Here is a 21,398-nt window from a genome sequence, read left to right as displayed (position 1 = left end):
TTATGAAAAAATTAAAAGATACTTATTTGTTTCAGGTAAACTTTAGGGATAATTACGATGAGTTCTGGATTAGGGAAGATCTTGAAGAAATTAGTTCCAGTTTTGATTATAAACTTTTAGAAGAATCAAAAGTAATGATGATTGCAGCCAGCGTAATTTACGCTGGCGAAATCATTTTTGTTCTCAATCAATATAATATAGATTACAGTTGTTTAGTAGGTTTGGAGGTTAAAAATTAGGGAAAAACTAAAGGAATTATCTCTACAAACTTTAAGGAGAATTGAGAAATAAGTTAAATTGACTTTTATCAATTTTATGAGCGAAAAAAATCGTTAATTTGAAGAAATTCTCAAGATGATCAATAAAGAAACTTTTTTATTTTTACAAGACCTGAATCTTAACAATAACAAGCCGTGGATGGCCGAAAATAAAGCACGTTATAATACTGTAAAAGAAAACATAAAAATTGTCACTTCTTTTTTTGAAGCTTCGAAACCTTTGGTAGATTTTCTCAATCGTGGGATAGAATTTGAATCATGAAATTAGTAGGAATAGACGGTTGCCGATTTGGCTGGGTAGCAGTTTCATTAAGTGATAACTGCGCTTTTCTTTTCAAAAACCTGAATGATTTAGCCAAATATTATGATGATGAAACGCTTTTTCTGATTGATATGCCCATTGGATTACCAAGTGAAAATATAGATCGGAAATGCGAAATAATGGCACGAAAAGAATTATCAGCCAAAAGAAAATCAAGCCTTTTTCCAGTTCCTTGTCGTGAGGCTGCCTATGCTGAAACTTACGAAAAGGCAAGCCAGATTAATCGAAAAATTCTTCAAAAAGGAATCTCCAAACAAACCTGGTTTATCTGTTCCAAAATCAAAGAATTGGATGAATTACTTCTTCAAAATCAGCAACTTCAATCCAGATTCAGAGAATCTCATCCCGAGGTTGCGTTCCATTTTCTTAATCATAAACTTTCAATGGAATTTAATAAAAAAACGGAAGCAGGTCAGCTGGAACGTCTAAAACTTTTATCTCAATTTTCTGAAAATATTGATGTTATTTATCACAATACCATTCAAAAATTTAAACGAAAGGATGTTGCTAAAGATGATATCATAGATGCTTTGTGCTTGGCGGTGACTTTAGAAGAAATCGTTAAAAACGATATTTCGCTGGAAAGTGAAAATAAAGACGATAAAAATATTTCGATGCAAATAAACTTTTTCGATGTTTTAATTTTTAGCTAATTTTGATTGACAGTACTTAATGTTATATGAACTATCTACTGTTTTTTTCCATATATAAATAAGTTGCTGTTCCTTTTATTATTTGTTTAAGCAGAACGAAGAATCCCAGTTANNTAACTGGGATTCTTCGTTCTATTTTGTGATGTTTTGTGTGATCTACTTCCCAATACAAAAATTAGCAAAAATATTCCCAAGTAACTCGTCATTAGAAACCTGTCCGGTAATAAGTCCGAATTGGTATAAAGCTTCGCGAATGTCAAGGGCAATCAGGTCACTTGAAAGGTTTGTTTCAAGTCCGAATTTTACTTTTTGTATCTCATCTAAAGCTTTAATTAATGAATCGTAATGTCTTGTATTCGTTACGATAGTTTCGTTGTTGCGTAAAGCTCCGGTATTTACAAAAGATAATAGTTTGTCTTTTAATTCTTCAACTCCGATATTTTGTTTGGCACTTAGAAAAATTTGTTTCAAACTTAACGTTTCCAATTCGTGACGTGTATTTTCAAGTTCTTCTGGAGTAAGTTGATCTATCTTATTGCAAACAATTAAAATTTCTTTTAAAGGATATTTGTTTTTTATTTTCTCAATTTCAACAATAAAAGAAGCGCTTGAGTCTTTAAACTTTAAGCTATCAATAAGGTAAATAACAAGTTGTGCCTGCTCAATTTTTTCGAAAGTTTTTTTGATTCCAATGCTTTCTACAACATCTTTAGTTTCACGAATTCCGGCAGTATCAATAAAGCGAAAACCAACTCCGCCAATAACCAATTCGTCTTCGATAGTATCACGGGTTGTTCCTGCAATGTCCGAAACAATAGCACGTTCTTCATTTAGTAAAGCGTTAAGCAAAGTCGATTTACCAACATTTGGTTCTCCTACGATGGCTACAGGAATTCCGTTTTTGATTACGTTTCCAACAGCAAAAGAGTCAATTAAACGTTTTAAAACAAATTCAATTCTGTTTAGTAATTCATGAAATTGAGTTCTGTCCGCAAATTCAACATCTTCTTCTGCAAAATCCAATTCCAGCTCAATAAGCGAAGCGAAGTTCAAAAGTTCTTCGCGTAATTTTGCAATTTCATTACTAAAACCACCTCGCATTTGCTGCATCGCAATTTGGTGTGAAGCTTCATTGTCTGAAGAAATCAAATCAGCGACAGCTTCAGCCTGGGATAAATCAAGTTTTCCGTTTAAAAATGCACGAAGCGTAAATTCACCAGCATCAGCCATACGACAGCCTTTTCGAAGTAACAGCTGAATGATCTGTTGCTGAATGTAAGTTGAACCGTGACACGAGATTTCGACAGTGTTTTCACCTGTATAGGAGTTTGGTCCTTTAAAAACAGAAATCAAGACTTCATCTAGTGTTTTTGAATCATCTATAATATGTCCTAAATGCAGCGTATGTGTTTTTTGCTTCGTCAGGTCTTTGTTTTTGATGGATTTAAAAACCGAATTTCCAATACTAATAGCATCGGCACCTGAAATTCGAATTATAGCAATAGCTCCAGCTCCGGACGGAGTAGCCAATGCAACTATAGAATCTTGATTTATCATGGTGCAAAGGTATAAAAAAACCGATAAAGTTTCTAAAAGGATCAAGTAGACTAAAAGTGTTTTTAAGTATTGAAAACAGACAATTTTAAGAAGGTTTTAAATGTTAAATAACTGATAATAGTCAGGGTGTTTTGGTTTTAGAATGATTAAATTTGAGAGAAGAACTTTTAAAACTAAACCAAAATGAAAAAGATATTATTTCCCACCGATTTCTCTGATGCTGCCACAAATGCGTTTGTGCATGCCTTAGAATTTGCTAAAATTGTCAATGCCGAATTGATTTTGCTGCATACTTTTGAAATTCCGGTTTACGACAGTCAATTTTTTCCGGAGAACTATGCATCAATTTACAGTTCGATTGAATTGGCGAAATTTGAAGCTTTTAAAGAAGAAATTCCAAAATTAAGAACTATAGCGATCGAACGAAATGCAGAAGATATTGTAGTTAAACATCGTTTAATGGATGGTGATTTGATTTACAACTTAAAGAATGCGATCGAAGAAGATAAAGTAGATTTTGTAATTATGGGTACCACAGGAAACTCCGATTGGACAAAATTTTTTGTTGGTTCCAATACAAGCTCCGTTATTTCCGGTGTTGATGTTCCTGTTTTCTGTGTTCCTGTAGATGCTAAATTCAAGAAGATTAAAACAATCGGATTTACAACGCGTTACCGTGAAAAAGACAAAGAAGAACTTCGAAAAGTATTGAAGATTGCAAAAAAAATGAATGCAAAGGTGAGAAGTTTATATGTAAAAACAACAAGCTCAGACGTTGCTGAAAGTACTGTAAAAGAATGGGAAAGAGAGTTTGCAAACGAAGATGTAGAATTCCAGGTATTACCAAGTGATGAAGTAAAAGATACTATTCTGGATTTTGTGCTTTACAAAGAGATTGATGTTGTGGCGATGATTACCCACAAACGTTCTTTTTTTGAAAGTATTTTTGAATCAAGTTTTACAAAAAAAATGTCAAAAGAAATTTCAGTACCGGTATTGATCATGCATGAGTCCTAAATTTTAATTATTCGTGATGAAATTATATTCTAAAAGTTATATTTGTATTTCATCAAATTAATAAAATGGAAACATACCAAAATAAAGTTACGCATTACAATGAACTTTTTGATAAAATCAACAAAAGATACAACAGCATAAGTATTTTACGTTTAGTAAGTGTTTTTGTTTGCTTGTTTTCACTGTTTTATTACATAAAAACAAACGAGATACTTTACGTTGCTTTTGCTATTCTGTCTTTTGTTGGTTTTATTTTTTTAATGAGAATTCATTCTCGACTTTCTCTTCAAAAACAAATTACTACTGCATTGTTAAAAATCAATAACAATGAAATTTCATTTCTTAAAAGAGAAAAACTTCCTTTTGAAAATGGTGTAGAGTTTAATGATTTTCACCATTCTTATGCTTATGATTTAGATATCTTTGGAGATCATTCTTTGTTTCAAAATTTAAACAGAACCGCAACTTTTGTTGGAAAAAAAACACTTGCTCATCAATTATTAAAGCAATTGCCTGGTGATCAGATTCTGGAAAACCAGGAGGCCATAAATGAACTTAAAACTAAAATAGAGTGGAGGCAGGATTTTCAAGCTTTGGGTATTGTCAGTGCTGACACAAAAAGCGCGTATGATTCTTTAATGCATTGGAATTCATTTAATAATAATGTTTTATCTAAAGTTACTATTGCACTTTCAATCGTAATGCCAACCTTATTTTTTGGATTTCTGGCAGCTTATCTTGTTACTTCAAAAACAGTTTTACTATCTTACTTGACCTATATTTTTATTGGGAATTTAATGGTTTTAGGAAGATCATTTAAACAAATTCAATCTGAAATTGCTAAAGCAGACAATATTGATAAAATCATAAGACAATATAGTTTTTTGGTTGAGAAAATTGAAACGGAAAAATTTGAATCAAAAAAATTATCCGATTTACAAAAGCAACTTATTTTTGAAAATGCAGCGGCAAGTAAACACCTTAAAGATCTTTCGGAGTTGTTTTCTAGAATGGATACGATTAACAATTTTGTAACTGCAATTGTTTTTAATGGAACATTTCTCTTCAATCTTCACGTATTAAAAGCACTTTTAAAATGGAAGCAAAATTACAGTCCTGAACTTGAAAAATGGATTGCTGTTATTGGTGAGTTTGAAGCGCTAAACAGTTTAGCAAATCTAGCCTATAATAATGCAGATTTTGTTTTTCCTGAAATCAATGCTGAATATAAAATAGGTTTTAAAGATTTAGGTCATCCTTTATTGAATCCCGCAACCAGAATAGGAAATGACACTCATTTTTATCCTGAGCGTTTTATAATTCTAACAGGTTCTAATATGTCTGGTAAAAGTACCTTTTTGCGTAGTTTAGGAATAAATATGGTTTTAGGCGGAATTGGTTCTGTAGTTTGTGCTTCAGAGGCTACGTTGCATCCGCTTCCTGTTTTAGTTTCAATGCGTTTATCAGATTCTCTGGCAGATAGTGAATCGTACTTTTTTGCCGAAATTAAACGTTTAAAACAAATAATGGATGCTTTAGAAGAGCAACCAGCGTTTGTTCTGTTAGACGAAATTCTAAGAGGAACCAATTCTGATGATAAACGAAATGGAACAATTGAAGTAGTCAAAAAGATTATTGCTAAAAAAGCAGTAGGTGCTATTGCGACACATGATATTGAAGTATGCTTAACGACAAATGAATATCCTGATATTTTAATGAACCAATGTTTTGAAGTTCAAATTCAGAATAACGAACTTCATTTTGACTATAAACTCCGTAACGGAATATGCCAAAATAAAAGTGCTACTTTCTTGATGCAGAAGATGGGGGTGATTTAAAAATTTTAGATTCTAGACTTTAGATTTTAGATTGTTGGATTTGTTAGATTATTAATTATTTAAATTTTACTAAATAATCCAATGTATGAGCAATATTTCAAAATCAAAGTGGAATCTAAAATCTAAAGTATAAAATCTAAAATTCTAAAGAACTTCTTTAATCGTATTTACAAATGCTTCAACAGGTTGAGCCCCTGAAACGGCATATTTTCTATCAAAAACAAAAAACGGAACGCCTTGTACGCCAATTTCCTGTGCTTCAGTTATGTCTTCTTGTACTTCATTGAAGTAGATGTTGTTATTTTCGACAACTTCTTTTACTTCTGCAGCATCTAATCCGGCTTTAACTCCTAATTCAATTAGTGTTTGAGCATCATTTAGATCTCGTCCTTCTGTGAAATAAGCTTTGAAGAAAATTTCTTCCATTTCATCGCCTAATTTTTTACTCTTAGCTAAATGAATGATACGATGCGCTGTAAGAGAGTTTGAAATGATAGCTTTGTCAAAATGATAGTCTAAACCAACACTTTTTGCGCGTTCTACAACACCTTTATGCATTTGTATAGATTGTTCTACTGAAATACCTTTTCGTTCTGCCAGAAACGTATATACATCTTTGCCGGATTGTGGTTCAATGCTTGGATCTAGCTGAAAGCTTTTCCACTCAATTTCAAATTCTTCATTAGGAAATTCAGCTAAAGCCGTTTCCAATTGTCTTTTTCCGATATAACAAAACGGACACATGATGTCCGACCAAATTTCTATTTTCATACTACAAAAATAAGAAATATTTTTTCAGATTAAATTATTCTGTTTTCAAATTCAAAGAAGTAGTTTTTGTATAGTAGAAAGAAGTATTTTAGCACAAAATTTCCAGTAAAAATTACTTACTAATCTATAAACATCATAAAATTTTCAATGAAGAAAAATACGTTCTGTTTTTTGTTTATCCTACTTTCTGCCTCTTTAAATGCACAAGTTAGAGGTTCAGCTAATTTAGGTGTTTACCGCCATACTGATTTTCAGAATTCAGGTTATATCCAAGGTGGACTTGGTTTGGATGTTAAAGTGTTTAAGTTTCTAAAACCTGACTTCAATGTTACTTATTATTACGGAAAACTTGAAGATCATAATACTGTAAATGCATCCGGAATTGTCACAAGTACATCAAACATAGATGCGTCGGCTTTAAATTTTGGTTTTTCACCTAAAATATGTTTAAACAGTTCAGAAGATGGTGCTGGTGATGCAATTCTTCAAATTCTGCCAATGTATAACATATCACGAATTGAAGCGCACGGAAATTATGCTACAATAAATCCTAACAATCAGAATCAAATACTAACAACGAATAAAACTGCAACAGAATGGCAACATTCCATTGGAATTGGTGCTGGAGTAGATATTATGCTTTCTGATGTTACTTATGATTCTTTGGCCATTAATTTGTATTATACAGGAGTAGACATGGGTAAGGCAATGAATAATGTCTCTAAAAGCGAAAACAGATACGACAGCAGAACTTTAGGTTTAGGACTGAATTATTATTTAGGTTTTAAGAAGAGGAAAGAGTAGTAAATTGTGAATTGTTTATTGTAAACTGTAAACTGTGAAATGTGAATTGAGGATAACGAAACTAACAACAACAAACGACCAACTCAAAACAACAAAGAATAAAAAAACCGCAACTCTTATGAAGAATTGCGGTTTTTAGGTATAAAAAATGGTTGGTTAATAGCGATGCTTGTTTTTTTTACAATGATATGTCTTTAATTTGAAACTAAAAAAAATCCCTGTAACAAAAAGATGTTTTGATGTTAACTATTTAACATTACCGGCATTACCAACATAGTAACAGTTTCTCCTTCTTCTAAACCATCTACTGGAGTTAGAATTCCGGCTCTGTTTGGTAATGACATTTCTAACATAATCATGTCTGATTGTAAGTTAGTCAGCATTTCAGTTAAGAAACGTGAGTTGAAACCAATTTGAAGATCGTCTCCTTGATAATCACAAGTCAATCTTTCTTCTGCTTTGTTAGAATAATCGATATCTTCTGCAGAAACATTTAATTCAGCTCCCGCAATTTTTAAACGAATTTGGTGTGTTGTTTTGTTAGAGAAAATAGCAACACGTTTTACTGAGCTTAAAAATAAAGAACGGTCGATCATTAATTTATTTGGATTTTCTTTCGGAATTACGGCTTCGTAATTAGGATATTTTCCATCAATTAAACGACATGTTAGGATATAATTGTCAAATGAGAAAGTCGCATTTGAATCGTTGTATTCAATTTTTACTTCAGCATCAGAAGTTCCTAAAATACTTTTTAAAATATTTAAAGGTTTCTTTGGCATAATAAAATCAGCAACCTGAGATGCTTTTACATCTGTACGTGCATATTTTACTAATTTGTGAGCATCTGTAGCAACAAAAGTTAATCCTTCCGGTGAGAACTGAAAGAAAACACCTGACATAACAGGACGTAAATCATCATTACCGGCAGCAAAAATTGTTTTACTTACAGCAGTTGCCAAAACATCAGCAGGAACTAAAGTTACAGAAGGCTCTTCAAGGCTTACAGATTTAGGAAATTCTTCACCTGCAGCATAAGCTAATGCATATTTTCCTGAGTTTGAACTAATTTCAACAGTGTTGTTTTCTTCAACTGTAAAAGTTAAAGGTTGTTCCGGGAATGTTTTTAAAATTTCAAGTAAAAGTTTTGCCGGTACAGCTACACTTCCTTTGCTTTTAGAATCGATTGATAATGTAGCAGACATTGTAGTTTCAAGATCTGAAGCTGAAACTGTCAATTCATTATTGTCTAATTCAAATAAAAAGTTATCTAAAATAGGCAAGGTATTGTTACTGTTAATTACACTACCTAAAACTTGTAATTGTTTTAATAAGTACGAACTCGATACTATAAATTTCATCTGTTATGTTTTATTTTTTTTGAAAATATTTTAGTTCTGCTATAAACTAAGATACATTTTACAAATATATCGTAAACAATCTTAGTTTCGCAATTTTTTTTATTAACATCTACTTGCTATACGTTTTTTTTCTGATATAGGTAAATGCTAATCCGAAAAGCAGTAAAATAAGAATTGGAAGTCCGATAGTTATGAATTGGGTCTGACTATAATTTTGATAAACTTTTTCTTTGTCCAGCAGCGGTAAAGTAACATCCTTGCTTCTAATGTTAATAAGTCCGGTGTCATCCAGCAAATAGTTTACACAATTCATTATAAAATCTTTGTTGTCGTATAAGTTACCAGTACGCTGATCGTAACCTAGTTCTACAGGCATCAGGTTTTTATCAATTTGGTTTCTCGCCAAATCGCCATCGGCAATAACAATCATTTTGTTAGGCTTGCCTTGTGCTGTAAAAGAACTTTCTTTAAAAGGTAATACACGATTTTCAAAAGCCGATTTAAAATTTCCTTCTAATAAAACAGCCAATGGTAAATTTCCTTTGTTTAAATATTCTTCCGGCGTAGTTTTTTCCGTTACGATATTCAGATTAATTTCAGATGGTGTTCCAATAGTTTTTGAATACGGAGAAGATTGCAATAAAACCGTTTTTTTAATTCCGTTTTTCAAAGTGTCAATCGGGCTTGCAAAGTCAAATTTAATGCCACCTAAGTTTTTTACAATAGGATGCTGACTAGTTGGATAAACCTGCGGTGCAAATTTCCAGACAAAATCCTGATATCTTGTAGCGCTTCCTTGTTCGCCGGTAGCCAGTTTGATAGGACTTCCTTGTTCGTCTTTTACTAAATCTGGATTAATTCTGAAACCGTATTTGAAAAACATATCCGTAAGATTTAGGTTTCTAGGATAGGCTAGAGTAGCACCGGATTGATTGTATAAACTATCCATATCAGCTGCAACTTGATCAATCAACCACAACGTTTTTCCGCCATTCATGATGTATTGGTCTAATACCTGTTTTTCTTCGTCTGTAAAAGTTTCAGTTGGTTTTGAAATAATTGCTAAATCATATTCTTTTAAAGCGCTTAATGTTCCTGTTGCATTTTTTGCTACAGAATCTAGTGTAAAAGGAGCGATGTAATAACTTTCGCGAATTTGTCTCAACATTTGCGCAATGTTAACATCATTTAATTCTCCGTTTCCTTTTAATATGGCAACTTTCTTTTGTTTTGCTTTACTGATTTTGTTGATGGCATCGGCAATCGAATATTCTAAATGCTGAATCGATCCGATTACTTTTTGAGTAGTCGAAGCTCCCATAATGTTTTTTAACAAAGGAATATTAACCTCTTTGTCTTCGTATACTGCAATTGCCCAAGGAAAAACCATTGCCTGAGATTGTTTTCCTTTATCATCAACTGTAATGTTTATTGGAGTTAATCCTTTTTGATAAAGTGATTTTATAATGTCCGTACTTTCTGCTTTGTTCTCTAACGGATCAACAAATTCAAAAGCAATATTACTATTGTAAGATTGAAACTCTTCCAGTAATTGTTTGGTTTCTAATTGTAAACGTTTAAAATCTGCCGGCAAATCACCTTGCATGTATATTTTTATAGACAAAGGATCTTTTACCTGTTTTACAATTTGTAAAGAAGTTGCAGATAAGGTATAACGTTTGTCTTTTGTTAAATCGAATCGGTGGAAAAATAGTGTTCCAAGTATGTTTAAAACAATTAAAACAAAAACAGTAACACCTAATGTTTTGATATTTTGTTGAATAGATGCTTTCATTACGCTTTAAATGATTTTAATTGATAAACGGTAAAAGACAAAAACAATACAGTAATGCTAAGGAAATAAATTACATCACGCGTATCAATTACACCTCGGCTCATACTCTTAAAATGGTTTTGCATTCCAAATACAGAAATTATAGAAGAATATTCCGGAAGCAATGTAGCAAGACCTTCAAATCCAAAATAAAAGAAAAAACAAAGAAAAACAGCAATAATAAAAGCTACGATTTGATTTTCAGAAAGGGTAGAAGTAAAGATTCCAATTGAAGTATAAGCGGCAATTAAAAACAATAATCCAAAGTAAGAACCAATCGTACTTCCCATATCAATATTTCCTTCAGGAGCACCTAAGCCTGAAATTACTTTTACATAAACGAAAGTTGGTATGATGGCAAGTATTATCAAAAAGAAAGATCCCAGAAATTTTCCGTTGGCAATTTCCCAGACCGATAATGGTTTTGTCAATAATAACTCTAATGTTCCTTGTTTCCTTTCGTCTGAGAAACTTCTCATCGTCACAGCTGGAATCAGGAAAATTAAAATCCAGGGTGCTAATGTAAAGAAAGGCGTCAAATCAGCGTAACCAGTATTTAAGATGTTATAATCTCCTTCGAAAACCCATAAAAAGAGTCCGTTGCTAATTAAGAAAACGCCAATGACTAAATAACCAATTGGAGAACCGAAAAAAGATTTAATTTCTCGTAGAATGATTGATTTCATTTATATTTTTTTGTTTAATCGTTTTTTATTGTTTCAAGTTTAAAGTTTCACGTTTAATGTTCTGTTCGTTTTGCGAACTGTTTGATTCATTGTTTTCAATATTCAGATTTAGAATGTAACCTGAAACTTGAAACCTGAAACAAATTAATTTAAAGTGACAACCTTGTCCACACTCCATGCTTCGGGTTTTGCGTTGAATAGTTGTTTAGTGAAGGTCCAAACAGTATTAAAAAGCTCTGATTGTCTGTATCTTTCTAAATCTTCTTCTGTTTCCCAATAACTATAGGTGAAAAAGATGCATTTATCATTTTTATCCTGATATAGCTCTAAAAAACGATTTCCTTCAGCATTTCGTATTTTGTCTTTTACAGTTTCAAAATTTTCCAGAAAATCAGGAATTTTATCTAGATGAAAGCTCATTTTTACTATTCGAACAAACATATTATAATTTTCGATTTTAATTATGTTGATTTTAGATTGTTTAAAGCTAATAGTCAGTACAAGTGAGCAAAAATACCAAAATGATTGCTCTTTTCGTCATATTTTTTAGATATAAATGATGTTTTTAATTCTAAATCAACAGACCAAAAATGATATACTGTTTTTAAGTCAGGAATTGAATTGTAATTACGTCTCTGTAATTTAATCCCAATAAACTATTTGCAGAACCTACTTTAGAAGGGTTGCTTCTGAAAATGGCAATTTCTAAAAAACCGGCTTCATTAAAAATGGCTAATTTCTCGCCTTCATACGTTTTGATAGGATACTTTGCAGAAGATGCAATTGCCGAATAATTAGGTAAAATTGTTTTGATGTTTTTAGGTTTCATGACAATTTCATACGGACGTCCTTTTGCAACTTCTAGAAATTGTTTCTTAGAAATATTAGTTACAATATTCCCAAAATGATCAATGTAGATTACATATCCTTTTAGCGAGTTTCCATCGTTGGCAACCACAGCCTGTAATTCTGTAACCTCTTTGATAGTCGAAATTTCTTTACCAATAACATTTAGTAAACCGCCTTTTGCAATATGGCAGGCCACCTGAATGAAGATATCCAAATCGGTAGATTCTACCGGAAAACGATCATGAATATTTATCGAAACAATTTTTTGCGGAACAATCTTTTGCGTAAGCATGCTCAAAATTCCGTTATCAGCGCATATAAAGTAGTGATCGTTCCATTGCATGGCGATATGCTGATTCTCTTTATTGCGTTCAATATCAACACCAATTAAGTGTACAGTTCCTTTTGGAAAACTTAGATAAGATGCTCCTATAACGTAACTTGCTTCGGCGGTATTAAACGGATCAATATCGTGTGAAATGTCAATAATCTGAACATCAGAGTACTCAGATAAAATCTTACCCTTTAGCGAACCAACAAAGTGGTCTTTTAAGCCGTAATCAGTAGTGAGGGTAATTATTGACATCATTTTGTTTATAACTATTGATAGTATTTAAATCTAATTTTTATTAAATTTGAGAGATGCAAAGCTAATAATACTAATCTCATAAATGCAAGAAACAAAAAACAAATTGTGTTTTTTAAAATAGAACGACTAGTAAAAGCGTTTCATTTTTAGTTTGTACAAAAAGGATTATGTTTTGAAAATAGCTATTAAAAAATTGCAGTTCTGCTCTTGTTATTAAACTACGATTTGTACAACATATTGCAACTAATGTAAGAGCAAACAAAAAGACAAACCCGACAGCCTTTGACTAATAAAAAAGATTTAATTTTAATTTAAAACTACCGCATTTGAACGAAAGAATAATCGAGCTAATAGACATCGCTCCAAAAGACTTTTGGGGCGCTCAAGACACTCATCTTGAAATAATCAAAAAGTACTACCCAAAGCTTAAAATTGTAGCGAGAGGGACGACTTTGAAAGCATTTGGCGAAAAAGAAGTTTTAGATGAATTCGAAAAGAGATTCCAAAGGTTAATGTTGCATTTTACCCGATATAACAACATTGATGATAATGTAATTGAACGCGTAATTATGAGTGATGGTCAGGATGATAAAAAGGCATACGATCATGACAAAATACTGGTTCATGGAGTTGGCGGTAAATTAATAAAAGCAATGACGCCCAACCAACAATTGTTGGTCGATACCATTAAAAAAAATGATATGGTATTTGCAGTTGGGCCAGCCGGAACAGGAAAGACGTACACTGGTGTTGCAATGGCTGTAAAAGCATTAAAAGAGAAAGAAGTAAAAAGGATCATACTAACCAGACCAGCAGTAGAAGCAGGAGAAAATCTAGGATTTCTGCCAGGTGATATGAAAGAGAAATTAGATCCTTACATGCAACCTCTTTACGATGCTTTACGTGACATGCTCCCAAATGAAAAACTGGAAGATTACATTTTGAAGGGAATTATTCAAATAGCACCGTTGGCCTTTATGCGCGGACGTACACTTGATAATGCCTTTGTAATTCTGGATGAAGCTCAAAATACGACACATTCACAAATGAAGATGTTTTTGACCCGTATGGGAAAAAATGCCAAATTTATGATTACAGGTGATCCCGGACAGGTCGATTTGCCACGCAGAACTATTTCGGGTTTAAAAGAAGCGCTTTTAGTTCTTAAAGACGTAGACGGAATTGGAATCATTTATCTTGATGATAAAGACATTGTACGTCACCGATTGGTTAAAAAAGTAATTGACGCTTATAAACAAATTGAAAATCACGATTAAGTTTAGTTTTCCCAAATATCAAATGTAAATCGTAAAATGTGTTTTGATATTTATTAGTATTCGTTTTATTCCTGTTCTTTTTAGAAATGAATAAAACGAATATTTTTTTTAAAATAAAAGCAATGAAAAACATAGATGATTTTTACTTAAAACAAGAAGAGCCTGTAAAAGGTGTATTTCTTGCATTGAAAGAAATTATCTTAAATCAGGATGAAGACATAACAAATGTCCTGAAATACGGAATGCCATTTTTTTGTTATAAAGGAAAAATGTTCTGTTACTTATGGATTAATAGAAAAAATCAAAAACCGTATATTGGAATTGTAGAAGGAAAACATTTTGATGAATCATTTTTGATACAGGAAAATCGTTCGAGGATGAAAATAATGATGCTAGATTCTGATCAAGATTTACCTTTGCAAAAAATAAAATTGATTTTACAGAAAGCAATAAATTTATACAAATCGGGAATTATTAAAGTTTAATTATTTAAAATTCAATATTTAATCAAATAGTTAAATAAATAATAAACTTAGTTTATTTACGGTAGGAAAGGCTTCTGAACTTTGTTCTTCTGACCTTATTTTAGTAAATTTACATATCATAAATATTCGATTTTAAATATGACTTCAAAACATCAAAACATAAAAGTTGTAGTAAGCGACTTAGACGGAACCTTACTCAATCCTCAACACAGAATATCAGATTACACCAAATCAATTTTTCAGGAATTACATCAGCAAGGTTTTCTAATTGTGGTGGCTACGGGACGCCATCATCTGGATGCAATGGCAATTATTGAAACGCTTGAAATTCCTGTTTACTTAGTAAGTTCCAACGGTGCCAGAGTGCACAGTCCCGATCATAAAGAACTTTTTTCTTTTAATCTGGAAAGTGATATCGTAAAAGCAGCATTAAATGTTGATATCGATCCTGAAGTAACTGTAGTTTTGTTTAGAGAAAATATTTATCTGACTAACAGAATTAGCGAAAAATTAAAAGAATATCAGGCAGATTTAAGATACCTTCCGGAATTAGTAGATTATAAAACACTGGAAGATTTTGGTGCTATTAAAATATTTTTCTCGTGTGATGATCATGAAAAGTTAGTAGCTGTAAAAGATGCTATTTTGGCAAATTCTTCGGATACTTTGCATCATGCTTTTAGTTTGCCAACATGTCTGGAATTTATGGATAAATCTATTGATAAAGCAGTTTCAATAGAACGCGTTCTAGAAAAAGAAGGATTTACATTAGAACAGGCAATTTCATTTGGAGATGGTTTTAATGATGTTCAGATGTTAGCTGCATCCGGAAAAGGATTAATCATGGGTAACGCTCCTGTATTACTAAAAAAAACATTACCAGAACTAGAAGTTATAAAAACAAATGCAGAAGATGGAGTAGCACGATATATTGCTTCCGAAATTTTAAATAAAAAGGTCATAACATCATAAATTACAGTTATTTAAATTATCTAAATGTACAATCCCTGATTTCACTTTCAGGGTTTTTTTGTTTAAAATTGGTAAAATATTATATTTATTGATGTATCTCTTAGTTTTCATAGCACAACTCTCTGAAATAATTTTAAATTTGCAGGATAAAACAAAACACAACTAAGCATAATGAGCAATACAATCACAACTACAAATTTTAATTTTCCAAATCAGAAATCAGTTTACCGCGGAAAAGTTAGAGAAGTTTACAATATAAACGACGAACTTTTGGTAATGGTAGCAACAGACAGACTTTCTGCTTTTGATGTGGTTTTACCAAAAGGAATTCCGTACAAAGGGCAAATTCTAAATCAGATTGCTACTCGATTTATGGAATTAACAGAAGATATAGTACCAAATTGGTTGATTGCAACTCCGGATCCAAATGTAGCTGTAGGTCATTTATGTGAGCCTTTTAAGGTGGAAATGGTTATTCGTGGTTACCTTTCAGGACATGCTGCTCGTGAGTATGCAGCCGGAAGAAGACAAATTTGCGGAGTAACAATGGCAGAAGGATTAAAAGAAAATGACAAATTTCCTGAACCAATCATAACACCAACTACAAAAGCAGATAACGGATCTCATGACGAAGATATTTCTCGAGAAGCTATTTTGTCTAAAGGAATTGTTACGGAAGAAGATTATATCGTTTTAGAAAAATTTACTCGTGATTTATTTCAAAGAGGAACTGAAATTGCTGCAGAGCGTGGTTTAATTTTAGTAGATACAAAATACGAATTCGGGAAAACTAAAGAAGGTGTTATTGTTTTGATTGATGAAATTCACACACCGGATTCTTCTCGTTATTTTTATGCCGATGGTTATAAAGAGAGGCAAGAAAAAGGAGAGGAGCAAAAACAATTGTCTAAAGAGTTTGTACGTCGCTGGTTGATCGAGAACGGTTTTCAAGGTCAGGAAGGACAACAAATACCAGAAATGACAGATGCTTATATCGAATCAGTTTCTGAAAGATATATCGAATTATACGAGAACATCTTAGGAGAAAAATTCGTAAAAGCAGATATTACTAATATTGATGAGCGTATTGAGAAAAACGTAGTTGACTATCTTAATACGAAAGAATAATTATTCGCTTATTTTTTAAGCAAAAAAATCCGATACACTTTTAAATCCTTCAAGGATAAACTAGTGTATCGGATTTTATATTTTATAAATTATTGTTCTAGTTTGGTTTTAAGGTTTTCAAGTCCTTTTTGCAAATCTTTACCAAGCATTTGATCCATATTCATCATTGGAAGCATTATGTTCATAGGATACGGAATAACACCATTAATATTCCATTTTACTTTAGTTTGATTAGAATCAATGTTCTCCGTTGAAATAAAGGCTGCTGCTGTATCTTCAAAAGGTTGCTTAAAACGCAAATTATAATCAATACGTTTCTTTTCTGTAAGTTTTACAATTTCTTGTTCTCCAACACCAACTTCTTTCACTTTACTTTCCCATGCCGCGATTGCTCCAACAGCTCCGTCTGTTCCGGTATAAGTTAATTTTATTTTTGGGTCTGCTTTTCCCCAGGCGCTAAACTCATTTTGGTTTTTTAAATATTTCACATAATTAAAGACGCTGTCAACAGGTTTATTGATTACTATTTCTCTTGTTACCTCATATTTTTTAGGCATAAAATAAGCCGTAATTAATACAATCGAAAAAAGTAAAATAAGTACAATTAGAATTTTCTTTAATATTCTCATGATTTTTGGTTTTAAGGTGAACTGAATAGCCTGTAACAGATGAATGGATAGAATTCGATATTAAAAAAGTCTTATTAGGTTGTAAAAATACTAAAATAAGACAAATGGAAATATAAAAAACAACGTTTTAGTTTAAGTATTTTCTTTCATTGTAGATTTTTTTGAAAATATTTTATTTAGATGATAAATGTATAATTTAAGTGGCGATCGCTAAGTTTTAATGAACAAATTCGCACTTTTTTATACATATTATTATTCTAAAGTTAAAAGATTACAGTATTGGTTTTAATTTTTTGATAAAATGCGACAATTATTTTTGAAAAAATATTCGATATGGTGTAACATTTATACATTTGCAGCGTCTATTGGTAGAGAATTAGTAGTAGGAGGACATAATATTGTGAATTCATTAAGAAAAAGTTAAGTGCTAAACAAAACATAGTAGCTTGTAATACAATTTACTAATTTTGAATTAACATTTACAAATAATAAGAAGTAACGCATTATCAATCAAATATATTCAAATCAATTAAACAACAAAATCATTATGAAAAATTCAGTAATTTATTTAGGATTAGCATTAGTAGCATTCGCAAACGTTTCAATGGCTTCAGGTCACAAAGTTGTTGCGAAACAAGAAGTAGTATCAGTTTATGACGCAACACCATTAAACGTAGCAGTTGTAAAAGGAGATGTTGAAACAGTGAAAAAATTTATTGAGTACGGTGCAAATGTAAACGAGAAATCAGAAGATGGTATGTCTCCATTAATGACTGCTGCACGTTATAACAAAGTTGAAATCGTTAAACTTTTATTAGCTAGCGGAGCTCGTACAACTGATAAAAATGAAAAAGGTTACACAGCTTTAAAATTAGCGCAATTATCTAACGCTACAGAAGTTATCGCTCTTTTAAAAGACGTAAAATAAGAAATATTTTGAATTAGTATATAAAAGTGCTTCTCATGAAAATGAGGGGCATTTTTTGTTTGTAATATAACGAGAGCTATAAGCATTAAGCTTATAGCTTTAAGAAGTAAATAGTTAAATCACAAACCAAAAACCACCAACCACCAACCATCAACCATCAACCACCAACCATCAACCACCAACCATCAACCACCAACCACCAACCACCAACCACCAACTAAAACTAATAGAATCAAAAAAGCATCATTATACAATGATGCTTTTTCTTTTTTTAAACCAAATCAATCAATTGAACATTCAATTAATTTATCTTAAATATCGTTACTCAATAGGAGCGTGTTTTCTTCTGTTAAAGACCCAGAAAATAATCGGGAATACTAATAACGTCAGTATGGTTGCAGTTATTAATCCACCAATAATAACGATCGCTAAAGGTTTTTGAGATTCAGAACCAATTCCTGTTGAAATTGCTGCCGGAAATAAACCAATCGATGCCATAAGCGCTGTCATAACCACAGCTCTTGTTCTGGCTTTTACTCCCGTAAAAATGGCATCTTCGAGCGAAAGTTTTGCTTTAAGATTATGATGGAACTCGGAGATCAGAATTACTCCGTTCTGAATACATATTCCTAATAAAGCAATAAATCCAACACCAGCCGAAATACCAAAATTCATTCTCGTAAGGTGTAAAGCGATAATTCCTCCAATAATGGCAAACGGAACATTAGCTAATACTAATAATGAATCCTTCAAATTACCAAAGAGAATAAACAGTAAAACAAATATTCCAATTAAACTTATTGGCACAACTTGAGCTAAACGCGCACTGGCACGAACCTGATTTTCAAATTCTCCCGTCCATCCCACAGTATATCCAGCCGGAAGTTTCATTTTTGCTACTTTGGCTTGCGCTTCTGCAATGGTACTTCCTAAATCTCGGTCACGAACAGAGAATTTTACACCAATAAAACGTTTCGTATTATCTCTGTAAATGAATGCAGGTCCAGTAACCGTTTTAATATCACAGATTTCTTTTAATGGAATTTTTGCACCACTAATAGTTGGAACTTTTAATTCGCTAATATCCTTTTCATCTTTACGGTAATCTTTAGAGAAACGTACTCGTACATCAAATTTCTTTTCCTCCTCGTATTTTTGAGTAGCCGTTTTTCCTCCAAAAGCTAATTCTAAAACAGCCTGAGCATCACTTAAAGTTACACCATAAGCAGCCATTTTTTCACGATCAAGAATTACACTAATTTCAGGCTGTCCAACGTTTCTAAGAATTCCTGAATCTTTGATACCTGGAATATCTTTTATTTGAGCTAAAACCTCGTTTGATAATTCATCTAGTTTGTCAAGATCATCACCATAAATTTTCACGGCATTTGAAGCTTTAAAACCAGCTACTGATTCTGCAACGTTATCAATTACAGGCTGCGAATAATTATAGGTTATACCTTGGTGGATTTTTAGCTTATCATCCATTTCATTAATCAGTTCGTCCATAGAGATTTTTCTGGTCCATTCTGATTTAGGTTTTAAATCTACCTGAAGCTGAATAAATCCAAATCCATTCGGATCTGTTCCGTCATTACTTCTACCGGTTTGCGACAGTACATTTTTTACTTCCGGGAAACTTTCAAGATCTTTTCGAATCATAGCTGCAGTCTTTACACTTTCCGGTAATGATGAGCTCATAGGTAACTCAGCAGTAACCCATAAAGCTCCTTCATTTAATTGCGGTAAAAATTCAGTACCTAAAAATGTGGCCGAAAAGAAAACAGCAACTAATAAAACTGTAGATCCAATTAACGCCTTTACTTTATGTTTAAAAGTCCAGGCAAAACCTTTGCTAACTATTCGATCCCAGAAATTAACAAAAGGATTATTTTTTTCTTTTACATTTTTATTTAAAAGGATATGTGATAACACAGGAACCAATGTTAAGGTAAAAAGTAATGCTCCCATTAATGCAAAACCTAATGTGTAGGCAAGAGGAGAGAACATTTTTCCTTCAACTTTTTGGAAAGCAAAAATGGGTAATAAAGCCGTGATGATAATAAGTTTAGAAAAGAAAATAGCTTTACCCATTTCTGCTCCAGTCTTTTTGATCAGACTTCCTTTGGCAATTTTGTTATAGGCTGTCATTCCTAATTGATGTGCGCGGCGATCTAAAACAACAAACAATCCCTCGACCATAACCACCGCACCATCAATAATAATTCCGAAATCGACTGCACCTAAACTTAACAGGTTTGCACTCATTCCCATCATTTTCAGGCACAGAAAGGCAAACAATAACGATAACGGAATAACGATTGAAACCGTGAAAGTAGTCCTCCAGTCGGCCATAAAAAGAAATACAACACAGGTAACAAGTATGATACCTTCAAATAAATTATGCATTACCGTTTCTGTCGTGAAATTCATCAGATTATCACGATCATAAAAAGTTTCTATTTTGATATCCTTTGGCAGGACATTTTCATTTAAGTCTTTAATTTTTGCTTTAATTAAGGCTAAAGTTTCCTGTGGATTTTCGCCTTTACGCATTACCACGATTCCTTCAACAGCATCGTCATTATTTCCAATTCCGGTTTGTCCTACTCTTGGCATCGAACTTTCGTAAACAGCTGCAAGGTTCTTTACTAAAATCGGATTTCCGTTAGCATCATCAACAATAATGTTTTCAATGTCTTTTCTAGATTGCAAAAGTCCAACACCGCGAACCACAAATGCTTGTCCGTTTTTTTCAATAATATCTCCACCGACATTTAAATTTCCAGCCTCAACAGCATTGTAAACCTGAAGAGGTGTAATATTGTATTTTGCTAATTTTACTGGATCAACACCAATTTCGTATGTTTTAGTTTGTCCACCAAATACATTTAAATCTGCAACTCCGGGAACAGCACGCAATTGTTTGTCAATAACCCAGTTTTGGTAGGTTAGCAATTCTCTACTGTCTCTGCTGTCACTTTTTACTAAATATCTGAAAATTTCTCCCGTAGGACCATAAGGAGGCTGAACGTCCGGTTCTACATCATCGGGGAGTGCTACATTTTTTAGAAGATTATTTACCTGAAAACGGGCAAATGTATCATCAACACCATCATCAAAAATAATTTTAATAACAGATAATCCAAACATAGTAATACTACGAACACTGGTCTTTTTTTGCACAGAGTTCATCGAGATTTCTATAGGAGAAGTTACAAAACGTTCAACCTCTTCAGCACTTTTTCCATTCCACTGTGTAATGATAATAATTTGCGTATTTGTTACATCCGGAAAAGCATCAATTGGCATGTTTTTAAAGGAAATAAATCCTGCAACAGCCAGTAACCCGACCCAAAAAAAGGTAAATGCTTTATTCTTAAGCGAAAAAGCAATAATATTTCTTATGAATTTGTTCAT

General features: G+C 32.4%; 20 protein-coding genes. 11 read left to right on the top strand and 9 right to left on the bottom strand.

Annotated features, from left to right (window positions below):
- The first annotated feature begins 2 nt into the window (after nucleotides 1-2).
- From B0A66_RS06840 to B0A66_RS06830, 3 genes are all read left to right on the top strand, one after another.
- Nucleotides 3-239, top strand: coding sequence for a hypothetical protein (locus B0A66_RS06840; protein ID WP_089049111.1), 237 nt, complete (start codon nucleotides 3-5; stop codon nucleotides 237-239).
- 115 nt (nucleotides 240-354) lie between these two features.
- Nucleotides 355-540, top strand: a complete 186-nt coding sequence (locus B0A66_RS06835; RefSeq protein ID WP_089049110.1) for a DUF2461 family protein — start codon at nucleotides 355-357, stop codon at nucleotides 538-540.
- Nucleotides 537-1,253: a DUF429 domain-containing protein gene (locus B0A66_RS06830; RefSeq protein ID WP_089049109.1), complete on the top strand. Its 717-nt coding sequence runs from the start codon at nucleotides 537-539 to the stop codon at nucleotides 1,251-1,253. Before B0A66_RS06835 ends, B0A66_RS06830 begins: the two co-directional genes overlap by 4 nt.
- A gap of 156 nt (nucleotides 1,254-1,409) precedes the next feature.
- On the opposite strand, the gene mnmE is transcribed toward B0A66_RS06830, so the two are convergent.
- Complete coding sequence (gene mnmE, locus B0A66_RS06825) at nucleotides 1,410-2,810, bottom strand: tRNA uridine-5-carboxymethylaminomethyl(34) synthesis GTPase MnmE (protein ID WP_089049108.1); 1,401 nt, start codon at nucleotides 2,808-2,810, stop codon at nucleotides 1,410-1,412.
- 183 nt (nucleotides 2,811-2,993) lie between these two features.
- On the opposite strand from mnmE, the gene B0A66_RS06820 reads away from it, so the two are divergent.
- Nucleotides 2,994-3,827 (top strand): universal stress protein, encoded by an 834-nt coding sequence (locus B0A66_RS06820; RefSeq protein ID WP_089049107.1) that lies wholly within the window; start codon nucleotides 2,994-2,996, stop codon nucleotides 3,825-3,827.
- A 65-nt stretch (nucleotides 3,828-3,892) separates the two neighbouring features.
- Nucleotides 3,893-5,665, top strand: a complete 1,773-nt coding sequence (locus B0A66_RS06815; RefSeq protein WP_089049106.1) for a MutS-related protein — start codon at nucleotides 3,893-3,895, stop codon at nucleotides 5,663-5,665.
- 144 nt (nucleotides 5,666-5,809) lie between these two features.
- Here the strand turns inward: B0A66_RS06815 and B0A66_RS06810 are convergent, their stop codons facing one another.
- On the bottom strand, nucleotides 5,810-6,436 hold the full coding sequence (locus B0A66_RS06810; RefSeq protein ID WP_089049105.1) for a DsbA family oxidoreductase: 627 nt from the start codon (nucleotides 6,434-6,436) through the stop codon (nucleotides 5,810-5,812).
- 147 nt (nucleotides 6,437-6,583) lie between these two features.
- On the opposite strand from B0A66_RS06810, the gene B0A66_RS06805 reads away from it, so the two are divergent.
- Nucleotides 6,584-7,240 carry a hypothetical protein gene (locus tag B0A66_RS06805; protein ID WP_089049104.1) on the top strand — a complete coding sequence of 219 codons (657 nt, stop codon included), beginning with the start codon at nucleotides 6,584-6,586 and terminating at the stop codon, nucleotides 7,238-7,240.
- A 242-nt stretch (nucleotides 7,241-7,482) separates the two neighbouring features.
- Here B0A66_RS06805 and dnaN read toward each other — a convergent pair whose 3' ends face one another.
- The 5 genes from dnaN to B0A66_RS06780 form a co-directional block, all read right to left on the bottom strand.
- Nucleotides 7,483-8,601 (bottom strand): DNA polymerase III subunit beta, encoded by a 1,119-nt coding sequence (gene dnaN, locus B0A66_RS06800; protein WP_089049103.1) that lies wholly within the window; start codon nucleotides 8,599-8,601, stop codon nucleotides 7,483-7,485.
- Between the two features lie 109 nt (nucleotides 8,602-8,710).
- Nucleotides 8,711-10,396: a gliding motility-associated ABC transporter substrate-binding protein GldG gene (gene gldG, locus B0A66_RS06795; RefSeq protein ID WP_089049102.1), complete on the bottom strand. Its 1,686-nt coding sequence runs from the start codon at nucleotides 10,394-10,396 to the stop codon at nucleotides 8,711-8,713.
- The gene (gene gldF, locus B0A66_RS06790; protein WP_089049101.1) at nucleotides 10,396-11,121 is read right to left on the bottom strand and encodes a gliding motility-associated ABC transporter permease subunit GldF; all 726 of its coding nucleotides are present in this window, start codon (nucleotides 11,119-11,121) and stop codon (nucleotides 10,396-10,398) included. Before gldF ends, gldG begins: the two co-directional genes overlap by 1 nt.
- Nucleotides 11,122-11,265: 144 nt before the next feature.
- Entirely contained in the window at nucleotides 11,266-11,562 is a 297-nt protein-coding gene (locus B0A66_RS06785; RefSeq protein ID WP_089049100.1) for a putative quinol monooxygenase, read from the bottom strand.
- A gap of 163 nt (nucleotides 11,563-11,725) precedes the next feature.
- On the bottom strand, nucleotides 11,726-12,556 hold the full coding sequence (locus B0A66_RS06780; RefSeq protein ID WP_089049099.1) for an SAM hydrolase/SAM-dependent halogenase family protein: 831 nt from the start codon (nucleotides 12,554-12,556) through the stop codon (nucleotides 11,726-11,728).
- Between the two features lie 329 nt (nucleotides 12,557-12,885).
- Between B0A66_RS06780 and B0A66_RS06775 the strand changes: the two genes are divergently transcribed.
- The 4 genes from B0A66_RS06775 (at nucleotide 12,886) to B0A66_RS06760 (ending at nucleotide 16,421) form a co-directional block, all read left to right on the top strand.
- Nucleotides 12,886-13,836: a PhoH family protein gene (locus B0A66_RS06775; RefSeq protein ID WP_089049098.1), complete on the top strand. Its 951-nt coding sequence runs from the start codon at nucleotides 12,886-12,888 to the stop codon at nucleotides 13,834-13,836.
- Nucleotides 13,837-13,958: 122 nt separating this feature from the next.
- The gene (locus B0A66_RS06770; protein ID WP_089049120.1) at nucleotides 13,959-14,321 is read left to right on the top strand and encodes a DUF1801 domain-containing protein; all 363 of its coding nucleotides are present in this window, start codon (nucleotides 13,959-13,961) and stop codon (nucleotides 14,319-14,321) included.
- A gap of 138 nt (nucleotides 14,322-14,459) precedes the next feature.
- Complete coding sequence (locus B0A66_RS06765) at nucleotides 14,460-15,293, top strand: Cof-type HAD-IIB family hydrolase (protein ID WP_089049097.1); 834 nt, start codon at nucleotides 14,460-14,462, stop codon at nucleotides 15,291-15,293.
- A gap of 171 nt (nucleotides 15,294-15,464) precedes the next feature.
- Nucleotides 15,465-16,421 carry a phosphoribosylaminoimidazolesuccinocarboxamide synthase gene (locus tag B0A66_RS06760; RefSeq protein ID WP_089049096.1) on the top strand — a complete coding sequence of 319 codons (957 nt, stop codon included), beginning with the start codon at nucleotides 15,465-15,467 and terminating at the stop codon, nucleotides 16,419-16,421.
- An 89-nt stretch (nucleotides 16,422-16,510) separates the two neighbouring features.
- Here B0A66_RS06760 and B0A66_RS06755 read toward each other — a convergent pair whose 3' ends face one another.
- On the bottom strand, nucleotides 16,511-17,050 hold the full coding sequence (locus B0A66_RS06755; RefSeq protein WP_089049095.1) for an SRPBCC family protein: 540 nt from the start codon (nucleotides 17,048-17,050) through the stop codon (nucleotides 16,511-16,513).
- A gap of 547 nt (nucleotides 17,051-17,597) precedes the next feature.
- Here B0A66_RS06755 and B0A66_RS06750 point away from each other — a divergent pair.
- On the top strand, nucleotides 17,598-17,978 hold the full coding sequence (locus B0A66_RS06750; protein ID WP_089049094.1) for an ankyrin repeat domain-containing protein: 381 nt from the start codon (nucleotides 17,598-17,600) through the stop codon (nucleotides 17,976-17,978).
- Nucleotides 17,979-18,299: 321 nt separating this feature from the next.
- On the opposite strand, the gene B0A66_RS06745 is transcribed toward B0A66_RS06750, so the two are convergent.
- Nucleotides 18,300-21,398, bottom strand: a complete 3,099-nt coding sequence (locus B0A66_RS06745) for an efflux RND transporter permease subunit (RefSeq protein ID WP_089049093.1) — start codon at nucleotides 21,396-21,398, stop codon at nucleotides 18,300-18,302.

It is taken from the genome of Flavobacterium hercynium, assembly GCF_002217285.1.
GTDB classification, from domain to species: Bacteria; Bacteroidota; Bacteroidia; order Flavobacteriales; family Flavobacteriaceae; genus Flavobacterium; species Flavobacterium hercynium.
This window is presented reverse-complemented; position numbering and strand designations above follow the sequence as displayed.

Bases quoted from the DNA above. Each gene is read 5' to 3' on its own strand.
- B0A66_RS06840 (WP_089049111.1), top strand. From the start codon at position 3: ATGAAAAAATTAAAAGATACTTATTTGTTTCAGGTAAACTTTAGGGAT.
- B0A66_RS06835 (WP_089049110.1), top strand. From the start codon at position 355: ATGATCAATAAAGAAACTTTTTTATTTTTACAAGACCTGAATCTTAAC.
- B0A66_RS06830 (WP_089049109.1), top strand. From the start codon at position 537: ATGAAATTAGTAGGAATAGACGGTTGCCGATTTGGCTGGGTAGCAGTT.
- mnmE (WP_089049108.1), bottom strand. From the start codon at position 2,810: ATGATAAATCAAGATTCTATAGTTGCATTGGCTACTCCGTCCGGAGCT.
- B0A66_RS06820 (WP_089049107.1), top strand. From the start codon at position 2,994: ATGAAAAAGATATTATTTCCCACCGATTTCTCTGATGCTGCCACAAAT.
- B0A66_RS06815 (WP_089049106.1), top strand. From the start codon at position 3,893: ATGGAAACATACCAAAATAAAGTTACGCATTACAATGAACTTTTTGAT.
- B0A66_RS06810 (WP_089049105.1), bottom strand. From the start codon at position 6,436: ATGAAAATAGAAATTTGGTCGGACATCATGTGTCCGTTTTGTTATATC.
- B0A66_RS06805 (WP_089049104.1), top strand. From the start codon at position 6,584: ATGAAGAAAAATACGTTCTGTTTTTTGTTTATCCTACTTTCTGCCTCT.
- dnaN (WP_089049103.1), bottom strand. From the start codon at position 8,601: ATGAAATTTATAGTATCGAGTTCGTACTTATTAAAACAATTACAAGTT.
- gldG (WP_089049102.1), bottom strand. From the start codon at position 10,396: ATGAAAGCATCTATTCAACAAAATATCAAAACATTAGGTGTTACTGTT.
- gldF (WP_089049101.1), bottom strand. From the start codon at position 11,121: ATGAAATCAATCATTCTACGAGAAATTAAATCTTTTTTCGGTTCTCCA.
- B0A66_RS06785 (WP_089049100.1), bottom strand. From the start codon at position 11,562: ATGTTTGTTCGAATAGTAAAAATGAGCTTTCATCTAGATAAAATTCCT.
- B0A66_RS06780 (WP_089049099.1), bottom strand. From the start codon at position 12,556: ATGTCAATAATTACCCTCACTACTGATTACGGCTTAAAAGACCACTTT.
- B0A66_RS06770 (WP_089049120.1), top strand. From the start codon at position 13,959: ATGAAAAACATAGATGATTTTTACTTAAAACAAGAAGAGCCTGTAAAA.
- B0A66_RS06765 (WP_089049097.1), top strand. From the start codon at position 14,460: ATGACTTCAAAACATCAAAACATAAAAGTTGTAGTAAGCGACTTAGAC.
- B0A66_RS06760 (WP_089049096.1), top strand. From the start codon at position 15,465: ATGAGCAATACAATCACAACTACAAATTTTAATTTTCCAAATCAGAAA.
- B0A66_RS06755 (WP_089049095.1), bottom strand. From the start codon at position 17,050: ATGAGAATATTAAAGAAAATTCTAATTGTACTTATTTTACTTTTTTCG.
- B0A66_RS06750 (WP_089049094.1), top strand. From the start codon at position 17,598: ATGAAAAATTCAGTAATTTATTTAGGATTAGCATTAGTAGCATTCGCA.
- B0A66_RS06745 (WP_089049093.1), bottom strand. From the start codon at position 21,398: ATGAACAAATTCATAAGAAATATTATTGCTTTTTCGCTTAAGAATAAA.